The following is a 17,277-nucleotide window of genomic DNA, read 5'->3' as shown; positions in this document are numbered from 1 at the left end:
TTCTGGCTGGAGTCTCCCCATGAGTTCAGTGTCCGTGTCCGTGCTCACGAGCCTTCTCCCCGGCATCCTGATCGCCCTGGTTCTCGTCGTGGGCATCGTCCTCATCGGGATGAACCGGCGGCACATCGGCCGCGCGGCCACGCTCGGGATGTCGGGCTGCGGCCTGCTCCTGCTCGCCACGCTGTTCAATCTCGTGCTGAGCCTGCTGACGGCTTCTCTGTACGACTCGTTCGGCCCCCGGCTGCTGGGCATCCTGCCGATCCTGTACCTCGTGTCCTCGCTCGTGCACCTGGCCGGCACCGGACTGCTGATCTGGGCCGTCATCGCGCGCCGCGCCGCGTCCCCGCAGGCCCAGCACGTCCAGCACGTCCAGCCGCAGGGGACCGGCTGGCAGCAGCCCTACCAGCAGCCCGGCCCCCAGCCCGGCCAGCCCGGCCAGCCCGGCCAGCCTGGGCAGCAGCCGGGGTGGCAGGCGCCGCCGCAGCCCCCGTACGGCGGCGGCCAGAGCGGTTACTGAGCCTCAGCACGTCTGGACGGCGAATCACCGGCAAGTATGACAATGTCGGCGTAACCCACCTCCAGCGCCACGTCTGAGGGGATCATGAAGCGAGAGCCGCAGGAGCCGGATCCGAACCAGACAGTCAGACATCGCCTCCCCCATCCCGAGCAGCTTCCCCCGCCCCCGCAGGGTCCCCCGGAAGCGCCCTACACCCAGCGTCTGCCCTACACCCCGGACATGCTCCCCGACGTGCCCCTGTACGAGACCCGGCCGCCGCCGAAGTCGGCCTGGTGGTGGGTGGTCCTCGTGGGCGGGTTGTTGCTGCTGGTCGCGGCGGTGGCCGTGGCGACCGTCCTGTGGGTGCGCGGCCAGGCGTCATGAGGTCCGGGTGAAGTCCATCGTCCAGTTGGTCTCCCAGGTCTCGCCCTCGTCCACGGAGAAGGCCTGCTCCCACCGGGCGCGGTCGACGCCGATGACGGTCCAGACGAACCGGCAGCGCACCGGCCGGCCCTCGTGGGTCTCCTCGCCGTGGAACTCTCCCCGGTCCCCGGTGAAGCCGCCCACCATCGGACGGGTGTCCAGCGTGCCGCTCGCGCTGCTGCCCCAGTAGATCGACCACTGCCGCGTCCCCGGGTGGTACACGCGTACGGTCAGCCCGTGCCGCCCCTTGGTCGGGAAGGTGATCTCGTCGAAGCTGGCCGCGCCGTCGAAGTGCCGGGTCGCGACCGACCGGCCGGGGAACTCGTCCCATTCGTCGCTGCCGGACAGCGGCTTGACGAGCCTGCGGTTCACGACGTCCCAGGTGCCGGCGAGGAAATCGAAGTCGTTCATGCGGGCGAACGTACGACGGGGTCACTGACATGTAGTGTCAGTGACCGTGCGCGCCTCCCGCCTGGTCTCGATCCTGCTGCTGCTCCAGACGCGCGGGCGCATGACGGCCCACGACCTGGCCCAACGCCTTGAGGTCTCCGTACGCACCATCTACCGCGACATGGAGTCCCTGCACGCGGCCGGCATCCCGCTCTACGGCGACGCCGGGCCCAACGGCGGCTACCAGCTCCTCGACGGCTACCGCACCCGGCTCACCGGGCTGACCAGTGACGAGGCCGAGTCGTTGTTCCTGGCCGGGCTGCCGGGCCCGGCGGCCGAGCTCGGACTCGGCGCGGTCGTGACGGCCGCCCAGCTCAAGCTGATGGCCGCGCTCCCCGTCGAGCTGCGCGACCGCGCGGGCCGCATCCAGGAACGTTTCCATCTCGACGCGCCCTCCTGGTACCGGGACGCCGAGCCGGTCACCTACCTGCCCGCGGTGGCCGACGCGGTGTGGAACGAACGGCCCGTCCAGGTCAGGTACCGGCGGTGGAAGGCGCCGCAGGAGGTGGAACGGCTGCTGGAGCCGTACGGGCTGGTGGTGAAGGCGGGCCGGTGGTACCTGGTGGCGCGCTGCGGCGAGCACGTACGCACCTACCGCGTCTCCCAGATCCTCGACCTGCACGCCCTCCCCGGTACGTTCGACCGGCCCGAGGGCTTCTCCCTGGCGGCGTACTGGCAGGGCTATCTCGCCGAGTTCGAGGCCCGGCTGCGGCGCGGCGAGGCGGTGGTCCGGCTGTCGCCGCGCGGTCTGGAACGCCTGCCCGACCTCATGACGCCCGGCGTCGCGGCGGCGGCGCGGGAGACCGCCGAGCCGCCGGACGCGGACGGCTGGACGCGGGTCACCGTGCCGATCGAGTCGGGCGAGCACGCGCTCGGCGAGTTCCTGCGGCTGGGGACCGACGTCGAGGTGTTGTCTCCCGCCTTCCTGCGCGACGCGCTGGGCGCGACGGCGGCGGAATTGGCCCGCCGCTACGCCCTGCCCTCCGGCGACATCTCGCGGTAGGACCTCGGGCCGCCATGAGCGCCTGCCGGTCCGCGTCGAAACTTTCATCACCCACCCCACTCCCCGCCCAGGTCAACCCACCGCAGGCATCGAGGCCATTGTCAGCCCGAAAGTTTCTCTTCATACTCGCAATGTTTCAGGCGAACGAGAGGAACCCGATGAACCTGAGAGCTCGACTAGCAGGCGCTCTGATCGCCGTCGCCGCGCTCGCCGTCGCGGGCCTGATCACGGCTCCCCCTGCCGCCTCCGCCCAGCTCGCCGAGGTGACCGGCTTCGGCACGAACCCGACAGGGCTGCGCATGCACCTGTACGTCCCCGAAGGCGTCGGCGCCCGCCCGCCGCTGCTGGTCGCCGTGCACTACTGCACCGGCTCCGGCCCCGCCTTCTACTCCGGCACGGAGTTCGCCTCGCTCGCCGACCGCTACAAGTTCATCGTGATCTACCCCTCGGCGACCAGGAGCGGCGCCTGCTTCGACGTCTCCTCGCCGCAGGCGCTGAAGCACGACGGCGGCAGCGACCCGGTCGGCATCGTCTCCATGGTCAGGTACGTGCAGCAGCGCTACGCCGCCGACCCCGCCCGTACGTACGTGACCGGCGCCTCCTCCGGCGCCATGATGACGAACGTGTTGCTGGGCGACTATCCCGACGTGTTCAAGGCGGGGGCGGCGTTCATGGGCGTGCCGTTCGGCTGCTTCGCCACCACCGACGGGTCGAGCTGGAACAGCGCGTGCGCCAACGGCCAGCTCGTCAAGACCCCGCAACAATGGGGCGACCTGGTACGCGCCGCCTACCCCGGCTACACCGGCGCCCGCCCGCGCATGCAGGTGTGGCACGGCACCGAGGACGCCACGCTGCGCTACCCGAACTTCCAGGAGGAGATCAAGCAGTGGACGAACGTCCACGGCCTGAGCCAGACCCCCACCCTCACCGACCAGCCCCAGCCCGGCTGGACCCGGACCAGGTACGGCAGCGCCGGAACGAGCGCGCAGGTCGAGGCGGTCAGCGTCCAGGGCGTGGGACACAGCCTCCCGACCAGCGGAATGGCCGCCGCCGCGATCACCTTCCTCGGCCTGACCGGCACCTCCACCCCGACCCCCACCCCGACTCCGACCCCCACACCCACGCCGACCACGAACCCGGGCGCCTGCCGCGTCTCCTACACGACGAACGCCTGGAACACCGGCCTCACCGCCGCCGTCACGATCACCAACACCGGCGCCACGGCCCTGTCCTCCTGGGCTCTGGGCTTCACGCTGCCCACAGGTCAGACCGTCACCTCCGCGTGGAACGCCACGATCTCCCCCGCCGCCGGCCAGGTCACCGCCAGGAACGTCGCCTACAACGCCGCGATCGCCCCGGGCGCGTCGGTGTCGTTCGGCTTCCAGGCCACCCACACCGGCACCACCACCTCGCCCACCGCGTTCACCCTGAACGGCTCCCCCTGCACCTGACCGCCGTCCCGCCATCCCACCGTCCCGCAGTCCTCGCAAGGGCCGAGCCTCGCTCGGCCCTTCGTGTACGCCCTCACGTTTGATTCCGCGCCGAAAGCGTGATCTGATCCCGGATGCGTCGCAGTGCACCCGGCCAAGAGACCGTCGTGGGCATGGAGGCGCCCGTGACATCGGACAACCATGAACGTTTCCCCCGAGCCGGCCCGCCGTCTGGCGGCATTCGGCAACCAGCTGATCGACGTACACATCCGCCTGCGCGAAGAGCTGGCCAGGCTGCGCGACACCGCCGGCAGCGGCGGTTCCCTGCGCGACCTGCGAACCCACTGCCTGACCTTCTGCTCGGCCCTCACCACCCACCACACGGGCGAGGACGACACGGCGTTCCCGGTGCTCGCCGCCGAGTTCCCCGACCTGCGTCCCGTCCTGGAGGAGCTACGCCGGGACCACGTCCAGGTGGCCGCCCTCATGCGCAGCCTGGAAACCCTGCTGAGCGACGACAGCCCGCCCGACCGTGACGTACGAACCGAGCTGGACACCCTGTCGGCCCTGCTCGAATCCCACTTCACCTACGAGGAGAAGCGCATCGCCGCCGCCCTCGACTCCCTACCCCCCTCAACCTGGACCGCCCCCACCTTCCTGAACCCCTGACCACCCCTCACCAAACCGCCCAACTCCCCCAGCCCTCCCCCTCGGGCACACCCCCCAGCCCTCACCCCCGAGCACCCCCAGCCGCACTCCCCCGAGCCCTCCCTCACTGCCCCCGAGCCCCCGCTCCCGAGCACCTGGAGGCCGCCCTCCCCCTCAGTTGTCCACAGGCCCAAGCCCGTCGGCCTCCCTCATCCACAGAACGCGTTTCGGCCCCTCCCCGCACCACCCCCGCCCGGCATCCTCGTGCCCACCACAGCACCCGAAAGAGGAGCCGAGATGCCCGGAGGCCCGCCCACACTGGGTTTCAGCCTGATCATCTACGCCACGGTAGGCCTGGTCACCATGGTCGCCCTCAAGCTGCGGGGCCGCAGATGAGCCACGCGACCCTCACGGTCATCGTCCCCGCCCACAACGAGGAGCACGGCCTCCCCGCCACCCTCCGCTCCCTGGCCGCCCAGACGACACCCCCTGAGAAGATCATCGTCGTGGACGACGCCTCGACCGACCGCACCGGCGAGGTGGCCGCCTCCTTCGACGGCGTCACCGTCCTCCGTCCGCCACACAACCTGGGCAGCAAGGCCAGAGCCCAGAACCACGCCCTCCCCCACTGCGACACCGACCTGATCCTGGCCGTCGACGCCGACACGGTCCTGGCCCCCGACTACATCGAAAGGATCAAACCCACCTTCGACGACCCCGAGGTGGGCGTGGCCGCCGGCAACGTCCAGACCCGCTTCGCCCGCACCCCCTGGGAACGCGGCCGGTCCACCGAATACCTCTTCGGCTTCCACTGGCACCGTCCCATCCAGCAGCTCGCCGACAGTCCCATGGTCTGCTCAGGCTGCTGCTCGGTCTTCAGGCGCGACGTCCTGACGTCCTTCGGCGGCTTCCCCGAGCGCACGATCGTCGAAGACATGGACTTCACGTGGAGCCAGCAGGTGGCAGGCCGCAAGGCGGTCTACGTCTCCGACGCCGTGGCCTGGGCCGCCGACCCCGAAACCCTCACCTACCTACGCAAACAGGTGTGGCGCTGGATGGCGGGCTTCATGCAGAACGTCCGCCTCCACCTCCCCCGCCTCCTCACCCGCAAGCCCATGCTCGCCACCTGGGTCCTCATCGCCCTCCTGGAGATCCTGCTGGCTCCCCTGTGGTGGGCCACCCCGCTCTGGCTCGCCTTCGCCGCCCACGAGCCCGTCGCCCGGACGATGGTCTGGTGGACCGGCGGCGAGCTCCTGCTCACCGTCCCCGTGCTCCTCCACGCGGCCAGACGCCGCCGTCTCCCCGCCGGCCGCGTCCTGCTCAACCTCCCGTTCGTCTACCTGAACAAGGCGGTCAACCTCTACTACGCCTGGAAGGCCCTGATCGTGGAACTCGTCCTGGTCCCCCTCCGCCTGTCCCAGGGCCTCACCGTCTATGAGAAGGGCCGCTGAAGCCGTGCGGCGGAACAGGCGGCCCATGGATCCGCCGGCAGGCCGTGGCTCAGGGGATGGCTCAGGGGATGAGGCTGACGTCGGGGTGACGGGGGTCGGGTGCGTCGAAGAGCCGGGTGGGCTTGTCGTTCAGGTGCAGGTCAAAGAAGGCCGCGATGTACGCCCGCTGCGCCGACACGGACCGCGCGGGGTCGATCGTGCCGACGAAATCGGCCACAGGCACCTTCGGCAGCTTGGTCGCGATCTGCGGCAACATCGCCTGAAGGTCGGTGAACGAGCCGTGCGCCGCGCCCGCGAAGCGCAACTCCCGCTTCCACCCGGTGGAGGCGTCCCAGAAGGACTTCCACGTGGGTTCGTTCGCTCGCGTGTGCGCCTGGGCCGCGACCTGCATGAACGGCTTGGCGACACCCGTCTTCGCCACCGGACCGGTGTAGGAGCCGTCGAGATTGACCCCGGCGTCCACACGCGGGTCGTCGTGGGCGAGCTGCGCGGCCACCGACCCGCCGAGCGACTGGCCGAGCGCTCCCACGCGGGTCAGGTCGGGCGCGCCGCGCAGCCCTGCGGGCAACCGTCCGGCGTCCTCACCGAGGTCGCGACCGCGTCCCAGGTCGGCGATCCGGTCCAGGACGTACCGCATGTCCGCGAGGCGGGCCCGGGAATGCCGCACCAGCAGCTTGGCGATGACCTGCGGGGTCAGCTTGTCCGGCAGGGGCAGGGCCCGCACGACCCGGCCGCCCGGGAACTCCACCTGGTCGGCCTCGTACGTGAAGTCCACGGTCACGACCAGATAGCCACGGGCGGCCAGGTCCTCGACCAGGGCCGTGCCGAGCGAACGCGGGCCGCCGTCCCCCGAGCCGAAGAGCACGACCGGCAGCTTCCCCGCCCGAGGGTCCACCGGCGCGCCGACACGAGCATGCGTACGGGTGGCGGCCCAGTCCACCGCCCCCTTCGGGATGCCCATGGGCGGCCCGGAGTGGCGATCCCAGTCGGCCGCGGCCAAGGGCGCCATCTGCGGAGCGACGGCCGAAGCCTGACCGGCGTCCTTCGCCGGATACCACAGGCTGACCATCATCTCCCGATAGGGCTTCGACGTCAGCAGAGGATCCCGCCGCGATCGATCCACCAGCCGCACAGCAACCGTACCGACGGCATACGTCCCGGTCGGCGCAGGAAGAGTGACCGCGAGCCGCTCCGCAGCCGACACACCCCGAACAGCCACAGGCGCGGCGTGCCCGACACCACCCACGGTCGGCACGGGATGGGTGAGCGCGGAAGGGGTGAGCGTGGCGGGGGCTGCGGCCACGGCCAACGCCAGCCCGGCGACGGCACCGGCGATCACGGTCGAGAAGGGCATGTGAAACTCCTTGCGCGATGCGGATTGTTGTCTGCCGAAGAGGCTGTCGTCACAACACCCACCTGAGCCAGCGGCATACGACTGATCCACGCGTAAGACTTCTGTCTGATGTGCCCGGAAGTTCGTCCTCAAGGAGGATGGGGCGCAGACCAGCAGTCCAACTAGGGTGACCGGCATGAAAGCGGGTGACCAGCATGGAAACAACTGACCGCCTGGTCTCCGCCCTCGGAGCACTGGCTCGCCGGTCGCCCGTACCCGCCGACGCGCTGCTGGCGACCGTACTGTTCCTCGCCACGCTCGGCCCCGGCCAGGTGCTGGCGAGTGGCCGACCGGAGCGGCTGGTGCTTCAGGCCGCCCTGGTGGCCCCTTTGGCGTGGCGGCGGCGCGCACCCATGGCGGTGTTCTGCGCGATCGCCGCGGCGGCCGCGATCCAGTGGCTCCTCGACGTGCAGCTTCCCGCTGACGCAGCGCTGCTGGTGGCTCTCTACACGGTCGCCGCGCGCCGCTCCTGGCGGTGGTCGCTGGCGGCCGGGCTCACGCTGGAGGCAGGGGCGCTGCTGGCCGCCATACGGTGGGCGCCCCCAGGTCGATTCCCGTTCACGGCGGCCACGCTGACCACGATGGCCGCCGCCGCTCTCACCACCGGCCTGTGGATGCGTGCCAGGCGTGCGTACGTCACCTCGCTGGAACACGATCGCGAGCAGCGGGCGCGGCTCGCCGTGGCCGAGGAACGCGCCAGGATGACCCGGGACGTGCACGACATCGTCACCCACAACCTGTCGGTCATGGTGGCACTGGCCGACAGCGCGGCATACGTACGGCACCGCGCGCCTGACCGGGCGGCCGCCGCCGTCGAACAGATCGCGGCCACAGGACGGCAGGCCCTGGCCGACATGCGCCGCACCCTCGCCCCCGGCGAACAGGCGAGCACTCTACGTCCCGCACCCGGGATCACCCAGCTCGGCCCGCTGACCGAGAGGATGCGCGCCGCCGGACTGCCGACCCGCCTGGAGGTGACCGGCGACCCGAAGCCCGTCCCCGCCGCCGCCCAGCTGACCATCTACCGCCTGACCCAGGAATCCCTGACGAACGTACTCAAACACGCCCCCGGCGCCACAGCCAAGGTCAAGATCCACCTGACCCGACAACACGCCACCCTGGAAATCACCAACACACCAAGCACCCCCAGGAGACTCCCCCACCCCGAACCCCCACCAACCACCACCCCAGAACACCTCCACCTCGAACCCTCACCAACCACCACCCCAGAACACCTCCATCCCGGACGCCCATCAAGCAACCCTCCGAGAAGAGGCCAGACCGCACCGAGCACCCCCTCGGGCCGGGGCCTGGCCGGGATGAGCGAGCGCGTCGCCGCCTACGGCGGAACCCTCCACGCCGGCCCCCTCCCCGACACCGGCTGGCGCGTGGCGGCCAACCTCAACCTCACCGACACTCTCGCCGCCACCCCCGACACCAACCTCGTTGACGACTTCGATGCCGACCTCACCGACGTCCCTCAGGGCGACCCCCACGGCACCCCCAGCAACCACCTCGCGAGCAGAAACAGAGCATGAAGAAGATCCGGCTCCTGCTGGCCGACGACGAGTCGCTCCTGCGCATGGCCTTCCGCATGGTGTTCGAAGCAGAGCCCGACATGGAGGTGGCCGGCGAAGCGGCCGACGGCGACGAGGCCGCCCGGATGGCCCGCCTCCTCCGTCCCGACGTCATCCTGATGGACGTACGCATGCCCGGCCTCGACGGTGTAGCCGCCACCCGCAGAATCGTCAGAGATTCCCCCCATTCACGGGTGCTCATCCTGACCACCTTCGACCTGGACGAGTACGCCTTCGCCGGCCTGAAGGCCGGAGCCTCGGGTTTCCTGCCGAAGAACACACGCCCCGAAGACCTGCTGACCGCGATCCGCAACGTCGCGGCTGGCGACGCCGCCCTTTCCCCGCGCATCGCACGCCGCCTGCTGGAGAAGTTCGCCCCCCAGCTCATGCCCGCCCCGTCCGAACGCGACGAACGACTGGAGGAGCTGACCACCCGCGAACGCGAGGTCCTGATCCAAGTGGGTCGCGGCCTGTCCAACGCCGAGGTGGCCACGGCCATGCACCTGGCGGAAGGCACCGTCAAGACGCACCTCAGCCGCGTCCTCCTGAAGCTGGGCCTACGTGACCGCGCCCAGGTCGTGGTCTTCGCCTACGAAACCGGCCTCATCCGCCCGACACCCCCACACGCCTCCTGACGCGCGCCCCCACCGGCGACCGGAGACCCAGGGGCCGAGGGCGAGGGCCGGGACTGGGGTCGAGGCCGGGACCGAGGGACGGGGACGAGGGACGGGGACGCGCGGGCGCGCCTGCCCTCCTGAGCCGGGAAGTGCGGTTACCCGCCCACTCTCCTGACCCGGAGCACGAAAAAGCCCCCCGCATCCGAACGGACGTGGAGGGCCAAAAGGGGTGGAGCTATGGGGATTCGAACCCCAGACCTCCTCCATGCCATGGAGGCGCGCTACCAACTGCGCCATAGCCCCTGGTCACCGCTACGAGTCCACCCGTTGCGGCGCTCCGAGAGCATATAGCCATCCGCACCCTTTCACCTAATCGCCCGAACGCCGCCACCACTCCCCCTACGCCCGAGCCCGAGCCCGAGCCCGAGCCCGAGTCCTAGCCCGAGCCACCAGCACGGCCAGCGCGTCGATCTGCCCGCGCAGCCCGAACTCGAAGACGGATTCCAGATCGAGGTCCACCTCAGGCCGCGTGACCACCTTGGCCAGCGTGGGAAAGGCCCCGGAGGCGAGCAGCTCCGCCATGTCCGCCTCGTGCTCGCTCAGCCACTCGTCGTCGGTCACCCCGATCTTCGCACGCGCCTGAATCTCCGCCTCCAGAGCGACGGCGGTGCCGCGGATGAAGTTCACGAGGAACACAACGGCGTGCAACATCGTGTTGGCGTCGAGGCCGAGCCCGTCGAGCGCGCGCAGCAGGCGATCGGTGTGGGCCATGCCGTTGCGTACGAGCTGGGGCCTGCTCAACGAGACCGCCTGCGCCAGCCACGGATGACGGCGGTGCACCCGCCACAGCCGCCTGAGCTCCAGCTCAAGCTGAGGACGCCACCCGCGCGGCGGCGTTCCGGGGAGTGGGCTGGCAGGTCCCGCCCCTGCTGGCCGCCATGGAGGAGGCCGAGGACTTCTACCTCTGGCCGGCTGTCGTCCGGCCGGGTGGCGCTGGTCAGCGACGCCGGATACGCCCCCGGCCCCGGCCCCGGCGGCATGGGCACGGGCCTCGCGATGATCGGCGCGTACGTGCTGACCGAAGAGCTGGCCGCGGCCCCCGACGACCACAGGGCCGCCTTCGCCGCCTACGAGCGGCGGATGCGGCCGTACGTCAAGGTGTGCCAGAAGCAGGCCAAAGGCGCCGACAATACCTCGTGCCAGGCAGACGATCACAGATCTGGCGGCGGAACCAGCTCATGCGGATGTTGCCGTACCTGCCGGGCAAAAGCCTGATCAAACGGATGACGGAGAAGGCCGCGAGCGCCGTCACCTTGCCGGACCACACCCGGCCGGACGCTCGCCGCCCCGCGCAGCCGGCCTGAGCCGGGCCGGCTACACCTCCGCGTCGGGCCGGTCGTCGCTGCTGATGGGCTCGGGAAGCGTACCGGCGTTGTGTTCGAGCAGCCGCCAGCCCTTGCGGCCCTCCTGCAGCACCGACCAGGAGCAGTTGCCGAGGCCGCCCAGCGCGGGCCACAGCTCCTCGGGCAGGCCGAGCAGCTCGCAGATGCCGAGACGCAGCGCGGCGCCGTGCGAGGCGACGACCAGGAGCCCGTCCTCGTCGAGCCGGGCCGCCCACTTGCGCATGGCGGACGCCACCCGGGCCGCGACCTCGCCGACGGGTTCGCCGTCGGGGGCCTCCCAGGCGACGTACTCCTCGGGCCAGCGCGCGGCGATCTCGTCGCGCGTCAGCCCTTCCCACTGGCCGCCGCCGCGTTCGCGGAAGTGTTTGTCGACGGAGACGTCCAGCCCGACGAGCCGTCCGAGCGACAGGGCCGTGTCATGGGCGCGCTGGAGGTCGGAGGAGACGATGAGGGTGGGCCGCAGCGAGGCCAGCAGCGAGGCCGCCCTGGCCGCCTGCGCGACGCCGGTCTCGTCGAGCGGGATGTCGGAGTGGCCCTGGAAGCGGTGCTCCACGTTCCACAGGGTCTGTCCGTGGCGGAGGCAGACGATCCGCCTGCTCAACTGCGGGCCCGCTGCATGTTGGCGAGCATGACGCTCTCCGGCAGCCCGATGGCCGGGCAGTCCTTCCACAGGCGCTCGAGCGCGTAGAACGTACGGTCTTCCTCGTGCTGGACGTGCACGACGATGTCGATGTAGTCGAGCAACACCCAGCGGCCCTCGCGCTCGCCCTCGCGGCGCACGGGCTTGGCGTCGGCCTCGGTGCGCAGCCGGTCTTCGATCTCGTCGACGATGGCGCGGACCTGGCGGTCGTTCGTGGCGGAGCAGAGCAGGAAGGCGTCGGTGATGACGAGCTGCTCGCTGACGTCATAAGCGAGGATGTCATCGGCCAGCTTGTCGGCCGCGGCTTCCGCGGCGATCTGAACGAGCTGGACGGATCTGTCGGATGCGGTCACGATGCGGGTCTGTCCTCCTGTGTCGGCAGCATGCCCATATATCGAGGGTACCCTTCCAGGCCGAAACCCCTCACCCACGGCACGGAGACCTTCACCCTTCCCCGTGATACAGCCCACGTTTGTTGATGTACTGCACGATTCCATCGGGTACCAGATACCAGATCGGCTCCCCCTGGGCCACCCGCTGACGGCACTCCGACGAGGAAATGGCCAGCGCGGGAATTTCCAGGAGGGTCACCCTGCCCTCGGGCAGCCCGGGATCGTGCAACGTGTGCCCGGGACGGGTGCAACCCACGAAATGTGCCAGCTCGAACAGTTCGTCGGCGTCCTGCCAACCGAGAATCGCACCGAGGGCGTCGGCACCGGTGATGAAGTACAACTCCACCTCTGGGCCGTAAATGTTGGAGACATCCCGCAAGGTGTCGATGGTAAAGGTGGGGCCGGGGCGGTCCACGTCAACCCTGCTCACCGAGAACCGGGGGTTGGAGGCCGTCGCGATGACCGTCATCAGATAGCGGTCCTCGGGCGCCGACACCTCGCGTCCTGACTTCTGGTACGGCCGCCCGGTCGGCACGAACACGACCTCGTCGAGATCGAAGTGATGGGCCACCTCGCTTGCTGCGACCAGGTGACCATGGTGGATGGGATCGAACGTCCCGCCCATCACACCCACCCGTCGCTTCCCCTGGACACCAGGCGCGTTCATCATGCATCGGACCTTACGTGGGCGCGTACCCGAACATGATGGCACCCCCCTGGGTGATGTCCGCGCATCACATCCGTTGCGGACGTAGCATGCCGGGCATGACGACCACCCCGGACCGCAACCGCGTCCAACTGCCCGGCATCTCGTCCCGTGCCTATGAACACCCCGCAGACCGGTCCGCCCTGGTCGCTCTGCGGAAGTTGAGTGGGTTCGACACTGTTCTCAAGCAGATGTCCGGTCTCATCAGTGAGCGCCGCCTTCGCCTGATGTACCTGGCGTCGTCCGTGCGCGTCAGCGAGACCCAGTTCCGCTCCCTGTACGACATGGGACGCGACGCCGCCTACGTCCTCGACCTGCACCGCATCCCGGAGATCTACGTCCAGCAGGACCCGCAGGTCCAGGCCAAGGCCATCGGCTTCGACGACCCGTTCATCGTCGTCACCACCGGCCTGCTCAACCTCATGGACGAGGAGGAGCAGCGCTTCGTCATCGGCCACGAGACCTCCCACATCCTGTCGGGTCACGCGGTCTACCGGACGATGCTCGACATCCTCACCCGCCTCGCCACGCGCGTCGCCTGGATCCCGCTCGGCTACATCGGGTTGCGCGCGATCGTCGCGGGCCTGGAAGAGTGGTATCGCAAGTCGGAGCTGTCCTCCGACCGCGGCGGCCTGCTGACCGGCCAGAACCCCGAGTCGGCCAAGCGCGCGCTGATGAAGCTCGCCGGCGGCGACTACACCCACGAGATGAACATCGAGGCGTTCCTGGAGCAGTACCAGGAGTACGACACCGCGGGCGACCTGCGTGACGGCTTCCTCAAGGTGCTCAACCTGCTCGGCACCACCCACCCGTTCGCCGTCGTACGCGTGGCCGAGCTCGACAAGTGGCAGCGCAGCGGCGAGTACGAGCGCATCATCGGCGGCGACTACCCGCGCCGCGAGGACGACGCCAACGCACGGGTGACCGAGGAGATCAAGGCCGCGGCCGAGTCCTACCGCGCCTCCTGGTCGCAGTCGCAGGACCCGTTCATCGGCGTGCTGCGCGACGTGGCCGAAGGGGCGGTGAACGCGGGCGAGCGCATCTTCAACCGCTTCTCCCGCCGCGACGGCGGCCAGGGCTGACCGGCCGGCCGTCCCCGCCGCCTACAGCAGAAGGGCGATCGCGCGTACGGCGGCCGCGCACAGGGCGACGAACCCGCCCAGCACGGCCAGTGCGCGCAGCCCTTCCCTGCGCAACTCCGGCAGCTTGCCGCCGATCCGCTCGATCTCGCGGCCGGTGATACCACCGCACAACATGCCGAACACCACTCCCGCGACCGTCACAGGCGCCGGCTGCTGCCACCAGTCGGAGTCGATCTGACCGCCGCCGGTCACCCAGAGCGCACCGCCCGACGCCACCGCGACGGGCACCCCCGGCCACACCACGGCGGTCGCCGCCGCCCCGGACAGCGCGAACGGGAACAGCAACACGCGCAGCGCGATCCGCATGCGACGCGCGCTGCGCTTTCTGACCAGCCAATGACTCATCCAGAGCGTCCTGGTCAGCACCACGAACGCCGTCGTGATCGCGATGGAGGCGATCGGCCAGATCACCGACGTCACCACGCAGGGCACCGCCAGCACCGCGAGCAGCAGCAGGGCCGTGTTGCCCGCGGGCAACGTGGTCGGCGCGTCGGCCCTGAGCCTGCCCCGCCTGCCGTCCTGCGTCCTGCCGCGCACGACCGCCGTCGCCCGCGCGCGCGGGCCCGTCTTCGGGTCGGCGCCCGTCCTGGTGCGGGCCGCGGCGGCCTTGCCGTCGGTGTTCGTCCTGCTCCGCGGCGGCGGAACCGCGCCGTCGGCCCTGACCCGCGTCCCGTCGGCGCCGGTCCTGGCCCGCGTTCCCTCCGCTCCCGTCCTGGCTCGTGTTCCTTCGGCTCCCGTCCTGGTCCGGGCGCCGGACGGGGTGCCGTCCGCGCCGGTCCTGGTCCGTGCTCCGGGGGTCGCGCCGTCCGTGCCCGGCCGGGGTCGCGCGCCCGAGGCGGCGCCGTCGGCCCGGTTTCTCGTGGCGGGCGGCTCGGTCCGGTTCCTCGGTACGGGCGGCTTCCCGTCCGTACCGGTCCGCGTCCGCGGCACGGGTGTCTTCCCGTCCGCGCCCGTACGGCTGCGCGGCACGGGCGTCTTGCCCTCCGTACCGGCCCGGCCACGCGGCGCGGGAACCTCCGCCGCCGCGCCGTTCGCCCGGCTCCGCGCGTTCTCGCCCCGGGAGGTCTCCTCAGCGGACGGGGACGCCTCGCCGTCGGGCCCGTTGGTGGCCTTGGCCAGCCGGGAGAGCCGGTCGGCCAGCAGCGCGGCGGTCGGCCGCTTGCCCGGCTCCCGGTTGAGCGCCGCGCGCACCAGCGGCAACAACGCCACCGGCACGCCCTTGAGGTCGGCCTGCCCGTTGAGCACCGCGTACATCTGCGCCTCGGCCGTGCCGCGCCCGAACGTGGGCCGCCCGGTCGCCGCGAACGCCACCGTCGCCGCCCAGGCGTGCACGTCGGCGGGCGAGTCGACGTGCTCGTCGGCGAAGATCTCCGGCGCGGTGTAGCCGGGCGTGCCGAGGAACGTGCCGGTCATGGTGAGCCGGGTCGCGTCGAGCACCTGCGCGATGCCGAAGTCGATGAGGACCGGGCCATCCGTACCCATGATGATGTTGCCCGGCTTCAGGTCACGGTGGACGACCCCGGCCGCGTGGATGATGGCCAGCGCCGCCGCGATGCCCTGCGCCATGTGCACGAGCTGCCCGAGGTCGAGCGGCCCGCTCTGGCGTACGCGCTCCAGCAGCGTGACGCCCTCGATGTGCTCCATGACCAGGTACGGCCGGGCACAACTCAGGTCGGCGTCGAGCACCTTGGCCACGTAAGGGCTCTCGACCCTGCGCAGCGCCCGCACTTCGCGCTCCAGCCTGACTCGGGACATTTCATCCTCGGTCAGGTCATGGAGGACCTTGAGTGCGACCTGCTCGCCACGGCGGGTGGTCGCGAGGTAGACCTCGCCCATGCCGCCTCGGCCGAGCCGCTCGACCAGGCTGTAAGGCCCGACCTTGCCGAGCTTGCTCACCGTCCCTCCCCGCCCGGCGCGCCCATAAGGGACACAACCCTAGCGCTGGGACAGGAGTTGACGCCCGCGGCGCGCCGGAGCTCGCGAACCTTTATCGGTTTGAACGATCGGACAACATGCTGTCGAGCTCGGCCGTGGGTTCTTCGGACAGGGACTTGCGGCCCTTCCTGCGCCAGTTGACGTGACCGCGGCTCTCCAGCCAGAGCAGCAGCCGGTCGGCGCCGAACAGCACCGCGGCGGAGAAGACAAGGGCGACGACAATTTCCATGACACCCAGTCAACCCAGGCCGCGGGCCGCCGGTCAGCCCGACACGCCGACTAGCCGCAAGCCGGGCCGGCCACAACCGTGCCCTCTGACGTGCGCAGATGCCCTTCTCCCGTGTAGATCCACTTGGTGGAGGTCAGCTCCGGCAGGCCCATCGGGCCACGGGCGTGCAGCTTCTGGGTGGAGATGCCGATCTCCGCGCCGAACCCGAACTCGCCCCCGTCGGTGAACCTGGTCGAGGCGTTGACCGCCACGGCCGCCGAGTCGACGAGCGCGACGAAGCGGCGGGCGGCCGGCTGCGACCGGGTGACGATCGCGTCGGTGTGGCCCGAGCCGTACCGCCGGATGTGGGCCACCGCCTCCTCCAGCGAGCCGACGACGGCGGCGGCGATGTCGAGCGACAGGTACTCGGCCTGGAAGTCCTCCTCCGTGGCCGGCACGACCTCGCCGTAACCGGCGATCCGCTCGTCGCCGTGGACGGTCACGCCGGCCTCGGCCAGCGCCCGCAACGCCCTCGGCACGAACGCGTCGGCGACCCCCGCGTGGACGAGGAACGTCTCCGCCGCGTTGCACACCGACGGCCGCTGCGCCTTGGAGTTGACCAGGATCTGCACGGCCAGGTCGAGATCGGCCTCCGCGTCGACGTAGACGTGGCAGTTGCCGACGCCGGTCTCGATCACCGGCACCGTGGACTCCTCCACCACCGAGTTGATCAGCGACGCGCCGCCGCGCGGGATCAGCACGTCGACCAGCCCGCGCGCCCGCATCAGCTCCTTGACCGACTCGCGCGTCCGGCCCGGCACGAGCTGCACCGCCCCGGCGGGCACCTGCGTGGCCGCCAGCGCGTCCAGCATGACGCGCACCAGCGCCGCGTTGGAGGAGTAGGCACTCGACGAGCCCCTGAGCAACACCGCGTTGCCGCTCTTGAGGCAGAGCGCGGCGGCGTCGACCGTGACGTTGGGACGGCCCTCGTAGATGATCCCGATCACCCCGAGCGGCACCCTGACCTGCCGCAGCTCCAGCCCGTTGGGCAGCGTGCTCCCCCGGACGACCTCGCCGACCGGGTCGGGCAGGTCTGCCACCTGCCGCACGGCCTCGGCGATGGCCCCGATCCTGGCCTCGTCGAGCCGCAGCCGGTCGATCATCGACTCGGACGTGCCCTGGGCCCTGGCCCGCTCGACGTCCTCGGCGTTGGCCTCGACGAGCTCGGCGGCGTGCGCGACCAGGGCGTCGGCGATCGCCCGCAAGGCCCGGTCCTTGGGCGCCCGCGGCAGCGGGGCCAGCTCGGCGGCGGCCTCTCGTGCCGCGTGGGCGACCTTCAGGAACTCCTCGGACATCGCGTGCT

19 protein-coding genes and 1 tRNA gene are annotated in these 17,277 nt (G+C 70.7%); 10 read left to right on the top strand and 10 right to left on the bottom strand.

Annotation, left to right across the window (positions count from 1 at the left end):
• Positions 1-19 precede the first annotated feature (19 nt).
• On the top strand, positions 20-517 hold the full coding sequence (locus DMB42_RS53495; RefSeq protein ID WP_185844942.1) for a hypothetical protein: 498 nt from the start codon (positions 20-22) through the stop codon (positions 515-517).
• 219 nt (positions 518-736) lie between these two features.
• Positions 737-880 carry a hypothetical protein gene (locus DMB42_RS53490; protein ID WP_185844941.1) on the top strand — a complete coding sequence of 48 codons (144 nt, stop codon included), beginning with the start codon at positions 737-739 and terminating at the stop codon, positions 878-880.
• Here DMB42_RS53490 and DMB42_RS30805 read toward each other — a convergent pair.
• Positions 875-1,330: a hypothetical protein gene (locus tag DMB42_RS30805; RefSeq protein ID WP_125639419.1), complete on the bottom strand. Its 456-nt coding sequence runs from the start codon at positions 1,328-1,330 to the stop codon at positions 875-877. The genes DMB42_RS53490 and DMB42_RS30805 overlap by 6 nt on opposite strands.
• 46 nt (positions 1,331-1,376) lie before the next feature.
• Here DMB42_RS30805 and DMB42_RS30800 point away from each other — a divergent pair, with 46 nt between their 5' ends.
• From DMB42_RS30800 to DMB42_RS30785, 4 genes are all read left to right on the top strand, one after another.
• Positions 1,377-2,372 (top strand): YafY family protein, encoded by a 996-nt coding sequence (locus DMB42_RS30800; RefSeq protein ID WP_125639416.1) that lies wholly within the window; start codon positions 1,377-1,379, stop codon positions 2,370-2,372.
• A 158-nt stretch (positions 2,373-2,530) separates the two neighbouring features.
• Positions 2,531-3,823: a PHB depolymerase family esterase gene (locus DMB42_RS30795; protein WP_125639413.1), complete on the top strand. Its 1,293-nt coding sequence runs from the start codon at positions 2,531-2,533 to the stop codon at positions 3,821-3,823.
• A gap of 180 nt (positions 3,824-4,003) precedes the next feature.
• Positions 4,004-4,471: a hemerythrin domain-containing protein gene (locus DMB42_RS30790; RefSeq protein ID WP_125639410.1), complete on the top strand. Its 468-nt coding sequence runs from the start codon at positions 4,004-4,006 to the stop codon at positions 4,469-4,471.
• Between the two features lie 371 nt (positions 4,472-4,842).
• Positions 4,843-5,901, top strand: a complete 1,059-nt coding sequence (locus DMB42_RS30785; protein ID WP_125639407.1) for a glycosyltransferase family 2 protein — start codon at positions 4,843-4,845, stop codon at positions 5,899-5,901.
• A gap of 61 nt (positions 5,902-5,962) precedes the next feature.
• On the opposite strand, the gene DMB42_RS30780 is transcribed toward DMB42_RS30785, so the two are convergent.
• Positions 5,963-7,255, bottom strand: coding sequence for a lipase (locus DMB42_RS30780; protein WP_125639404.1), 1,293 nt, complete (start codon positions 7,253-7,255; stop codon positions 5,963-5,965).
• Positions 7,256-7,449: 194 nt separating this feature from the next.
• Here DMB42_RS30780 and DMB42_RS30775 point away from each other — a divergent pair, with 194 nt between their 5' ends.
• Together DMB42_RS30775 and DMB42_RS30770 are read left to right on the top strand one after the other, a co-directional pair.
• Entirely contained in the window at positions 7,450-8,832 is a 1,383-nt protein-coding gene (locus tag DMB42_RS30775) for a sensor histidine kinase (RefSeq protein WP_125639401.1), read from the top strand.
• Positions 8,829-9,506, top strand: coding sequence for a response regulator transcription factor (locus DMB42_RS30770; protein ID WP_125639398.1), 678 nt, complete (start codon positions 8,829-8,831; stop codon positions 9,504-9,506). Before DMB42_RS30775 ends, DMB42_RS30770 begins: the two co-directional genes overlap by 4 nt.
• A gap of 212 nt (positions 9,507-9,718) precedes the next feature.
• Here the strand turns inward: DMB42_RS30770 and DMB42_RS30765 are convergent.
• Together DMB42_RS30765 and DMB42_RS30760 are read right to left on the bottom strand one after the other, a co-directional pair.
• Positions 9,719-9,791, bottom strand: a tRNA-Ala gene (locus tag DMB42_RS30765).
• Positions 9,792-9,887: 96 nt separating this feature from the next.
• Positions 9,888-10,598 carry a TetR/AcrR family transcriptional regulator C-terminal domain-containing protein gene (locus tag DMB42_RS30760; RefSeq protein ID WP_185844940.1) on the bottom strand — a complete coding sequence of 237 codons (711 nt, stop codon included), beginning with the start codon at positions 10,596-10,598 and terminating at the stop codon, positions 9,888-9,890.
• Positions 10,599-10,726: 128 nt separating this feature from the next.
• Between DMB42_RS30760 and DMB42_RS55270 the strand changes: the two genes are divergently transcribed.
• The gene (locus DMB42_RS55270; protein ID WP_260478047.1) at positions 10,727-10,852 is read left to right on the top strand and encodes a hypothetical protein; all 126 of its coding nucleotides are present in this window, start codon (positions 10,727-10,729) and stop codon (positions 10,850-10,852) included.
• 10 nt (positions 10,853-10,862) lie between these two features.
• On the opposite strand, the gene DMB42_RS30755 is transcribed toward DMB42_RS55270, so the two are convergent.
• From DMB42_RS30755 to nadD, 3 genes are all read right to left on the bottom strand, one after another.
• A complete protein-coding gene (locus tag DMB42_RS30755) occupies positions 10,863-11,492 on the bottom strand; it encodes a histidine phosphatase family protein (protein WP_125639392.1) in 630 nt (209 codons plus the stop codon).
• The gene (gene rsfS, locus DMB42_RS30750; protein ID WP_125639389.1) at positions 11,489-11,884 is read right to left on the bottom strand and encodes a ribosome silencing factor; all 396 of its coding nucleotides are present in this window, start codon (positions 11,882-11,884) and stop codon (positions 11,489-11,491) included. The genes DMB42_RS30755 and rsfS overlap by 4 nt, the downstream gene beginning before the upstream one ends.
• Positions 11,885-11,975: 91 nt before the next feature.
• On the bottom strand, positions 11,976-12,593 hold the full coding sequence (gene nadD / locus DMB42_RS30745) for a nicotinate-nucleotide adenylyltransferase (protein ID WP_125639386.1): 618 nt from the start codon (positions 12,591-12,593) through the stop codon (positions 11,976-11,978).
• Between the two features lie 86 nt (positions 12,594-12,679).
• On the opposite strand from nadD, the gene DMB42_RS30740 reads away from it, so the two are divergent.
• Positions 12,680-13,711, top strand: coding sequence for a M48 family metallopeptidase (locus DMB42_RS30740; protein ID WP_379478550.1), 1,032 nt, complete (start codon positions 12,680-12,682; stop codon positions 13,709-13,711).
• A gap of 21 nt (positions 13,712-13,732) precedes the next feature.
• Here the strand turns inward: DMB42_RS30740 and DMB42_RS30735 are convergent, their stop codons facing one another.
• The 3 genes from DMB42_RS30735 to DMB42_RS30730 all read right to left on the bottom strand — a co-directional run bounded on the left by DMB42_RS30735 (position 13,733) and on the right by DMB42_RS30730 (position 17,269).
• Complete coding sequence (locus DMB42_RS30735) at positions 13,733-15,667, bottom strand: serine/threonine protein kinase (protein WP_125639381.1); 1,935 nt, start codon at positions 15,665-15,667, stop codon at positions 13,733-13,735.
• A 91-nt stretch (positions 15,668-15,758) separates the two neighbouring features.
• Positions 15,759-15,935: a hypothetical protein gene (locus DMB42_RS53485; protein WP_185844939.1), complete on the bottom strand. Its 177-nt coding sequence runs from the start codon at positions 15,933-15,935 to the stop codon at positions 15,759-15,761.
• Positions 15,936-15,985: 50 nt separating this feature from the next.
• Positions 15,986-17,269 carry a glutamate-5-semialdehyde dehydrogenase gene (locus DMB42_RS30730; protein WP_125639378.1) on the bottom strand — a complete coding sequence of 428 codons (1,284 nt, stop codon included), beginning with the start codon at positions 17,267-17,269 and terminating at the stop codon, positions 15,986-15,988.
• Between the last annotated feature and the right edge of the window lie 8 nt (positions 17,270-17,277).

This window comes from Nonomuraea sp. WAC 01424 (assembly GCF_003947315.1).
GTDB classification, from domain to species: domain Bacteria; phylum Actinomycetota; class Actinomycetes; order Streptosporangiales; family Streptosporangiaceae; genus Nonomuraea; species Nonomuraea spiralis.
This window is presented reverse-complemented; position numbering and strand designations above follow the sequence as displayed.

Bases quoted from the DNA above. Each gene is read 5' to 3' on its own strand.
- DMB42_RS30785 (WP_125639407.1), top strand. From the start codon at position 4,843: ATGAGCCACGCGACCCTCACGGTCATCGTCCCCGCCCACAACGAGGAG.
- DMB42_RS30780 (WP_125639404.1), bottom strand. From the start codon at position 7,255: ATGCCCTTCTCGACCGTGATCGCCGGTGCCGTCGCCGGGCTGGCGTTG.
- DMB42_RS53490 (WP_185844941.1), top strand. From the start codon at position 737: ATGCTCCCCGACGTGCCCCTGTACGAGACCCGGCCGCCGCCGAAGTCG.
- DMB42_RS53485 (WP_185844939.1), bottom strand. From the start codon at position 15,935: ATGGAAATTGTCGTCGCCCTTGTCTTCTCCGCCGCGGTGCTGTTCGGC.
- DMB42_RS30795 (WP_125639413.1), top strand. From the start codon at position 2,531: ATGAACCTGAGAGCTCGACTAGCAGGCGCTCTGATCGCCGTCGCCGCG.
- nadD (WP_125639386.1), bottom strand. From the start codon at position 12,593: ATGATGAACGCGCCTGGTGTCCAGGGGAAGCGACGGGTGGGTGTGATG.
- DMB42_RS30775 (WP_125639401.1), top strand. From the start codon at position 7,450: ATGGAAACAACTGACCGCCTGGTCTCCGCCCTCGGAGCACTGGCTCGC.
- DMB42_RS30770 (WP_125639398.1), top strand. From the start codon at position 8,829: ATGAAGAAGATCCGGCTCCTGCTGGCCGACGACGAGTCGCTCCTGCGC.
- DMB42_RS53495 (WP_185844942.1), top strand. From the start codon at position 20: ATGAGTTCAGTGTCCGTGTCCGTGCTCACGAGCCTTCTCCCCGGCATC.
- DMB42_RS55270 (WP_260478047.1), top strand. From the start codon at position 10,727: ATGCGGATGTTGCCGTACCTGCCGGGCAAAAGCCTGATCAAACGGATG.
- DMB42_RS30790 (WP_125639410.1), top strand. From the start codon at position 4,004: ATGAACGTTTCCCCCGAGCCGGCCCGCCGTCTGGCGGCATTCGGCAAC.
- DMB42_RS30730 (WP_125639378.1), bottom strand. From the start codon at position 17,269: ATGTCCGAGGAGTTCCTGAAGGTCGCCCACGCGGCACGAGAGGCCGCC.
- DMB42_RS30740 (WP_379478550.1), top strand. From the start codon at position 12,680: ATGCCGGGCATGACGACCACCCCGGACCGCAACCGCGTCCAACTGCCC.
- DMB42_RS30805 (WP_125639419.1), bottom strand. From the start codon at position 1,330: ATGAACGACTTCGATTTCCTCGCCGGCACCTGGGACGTCGTGAACCGC.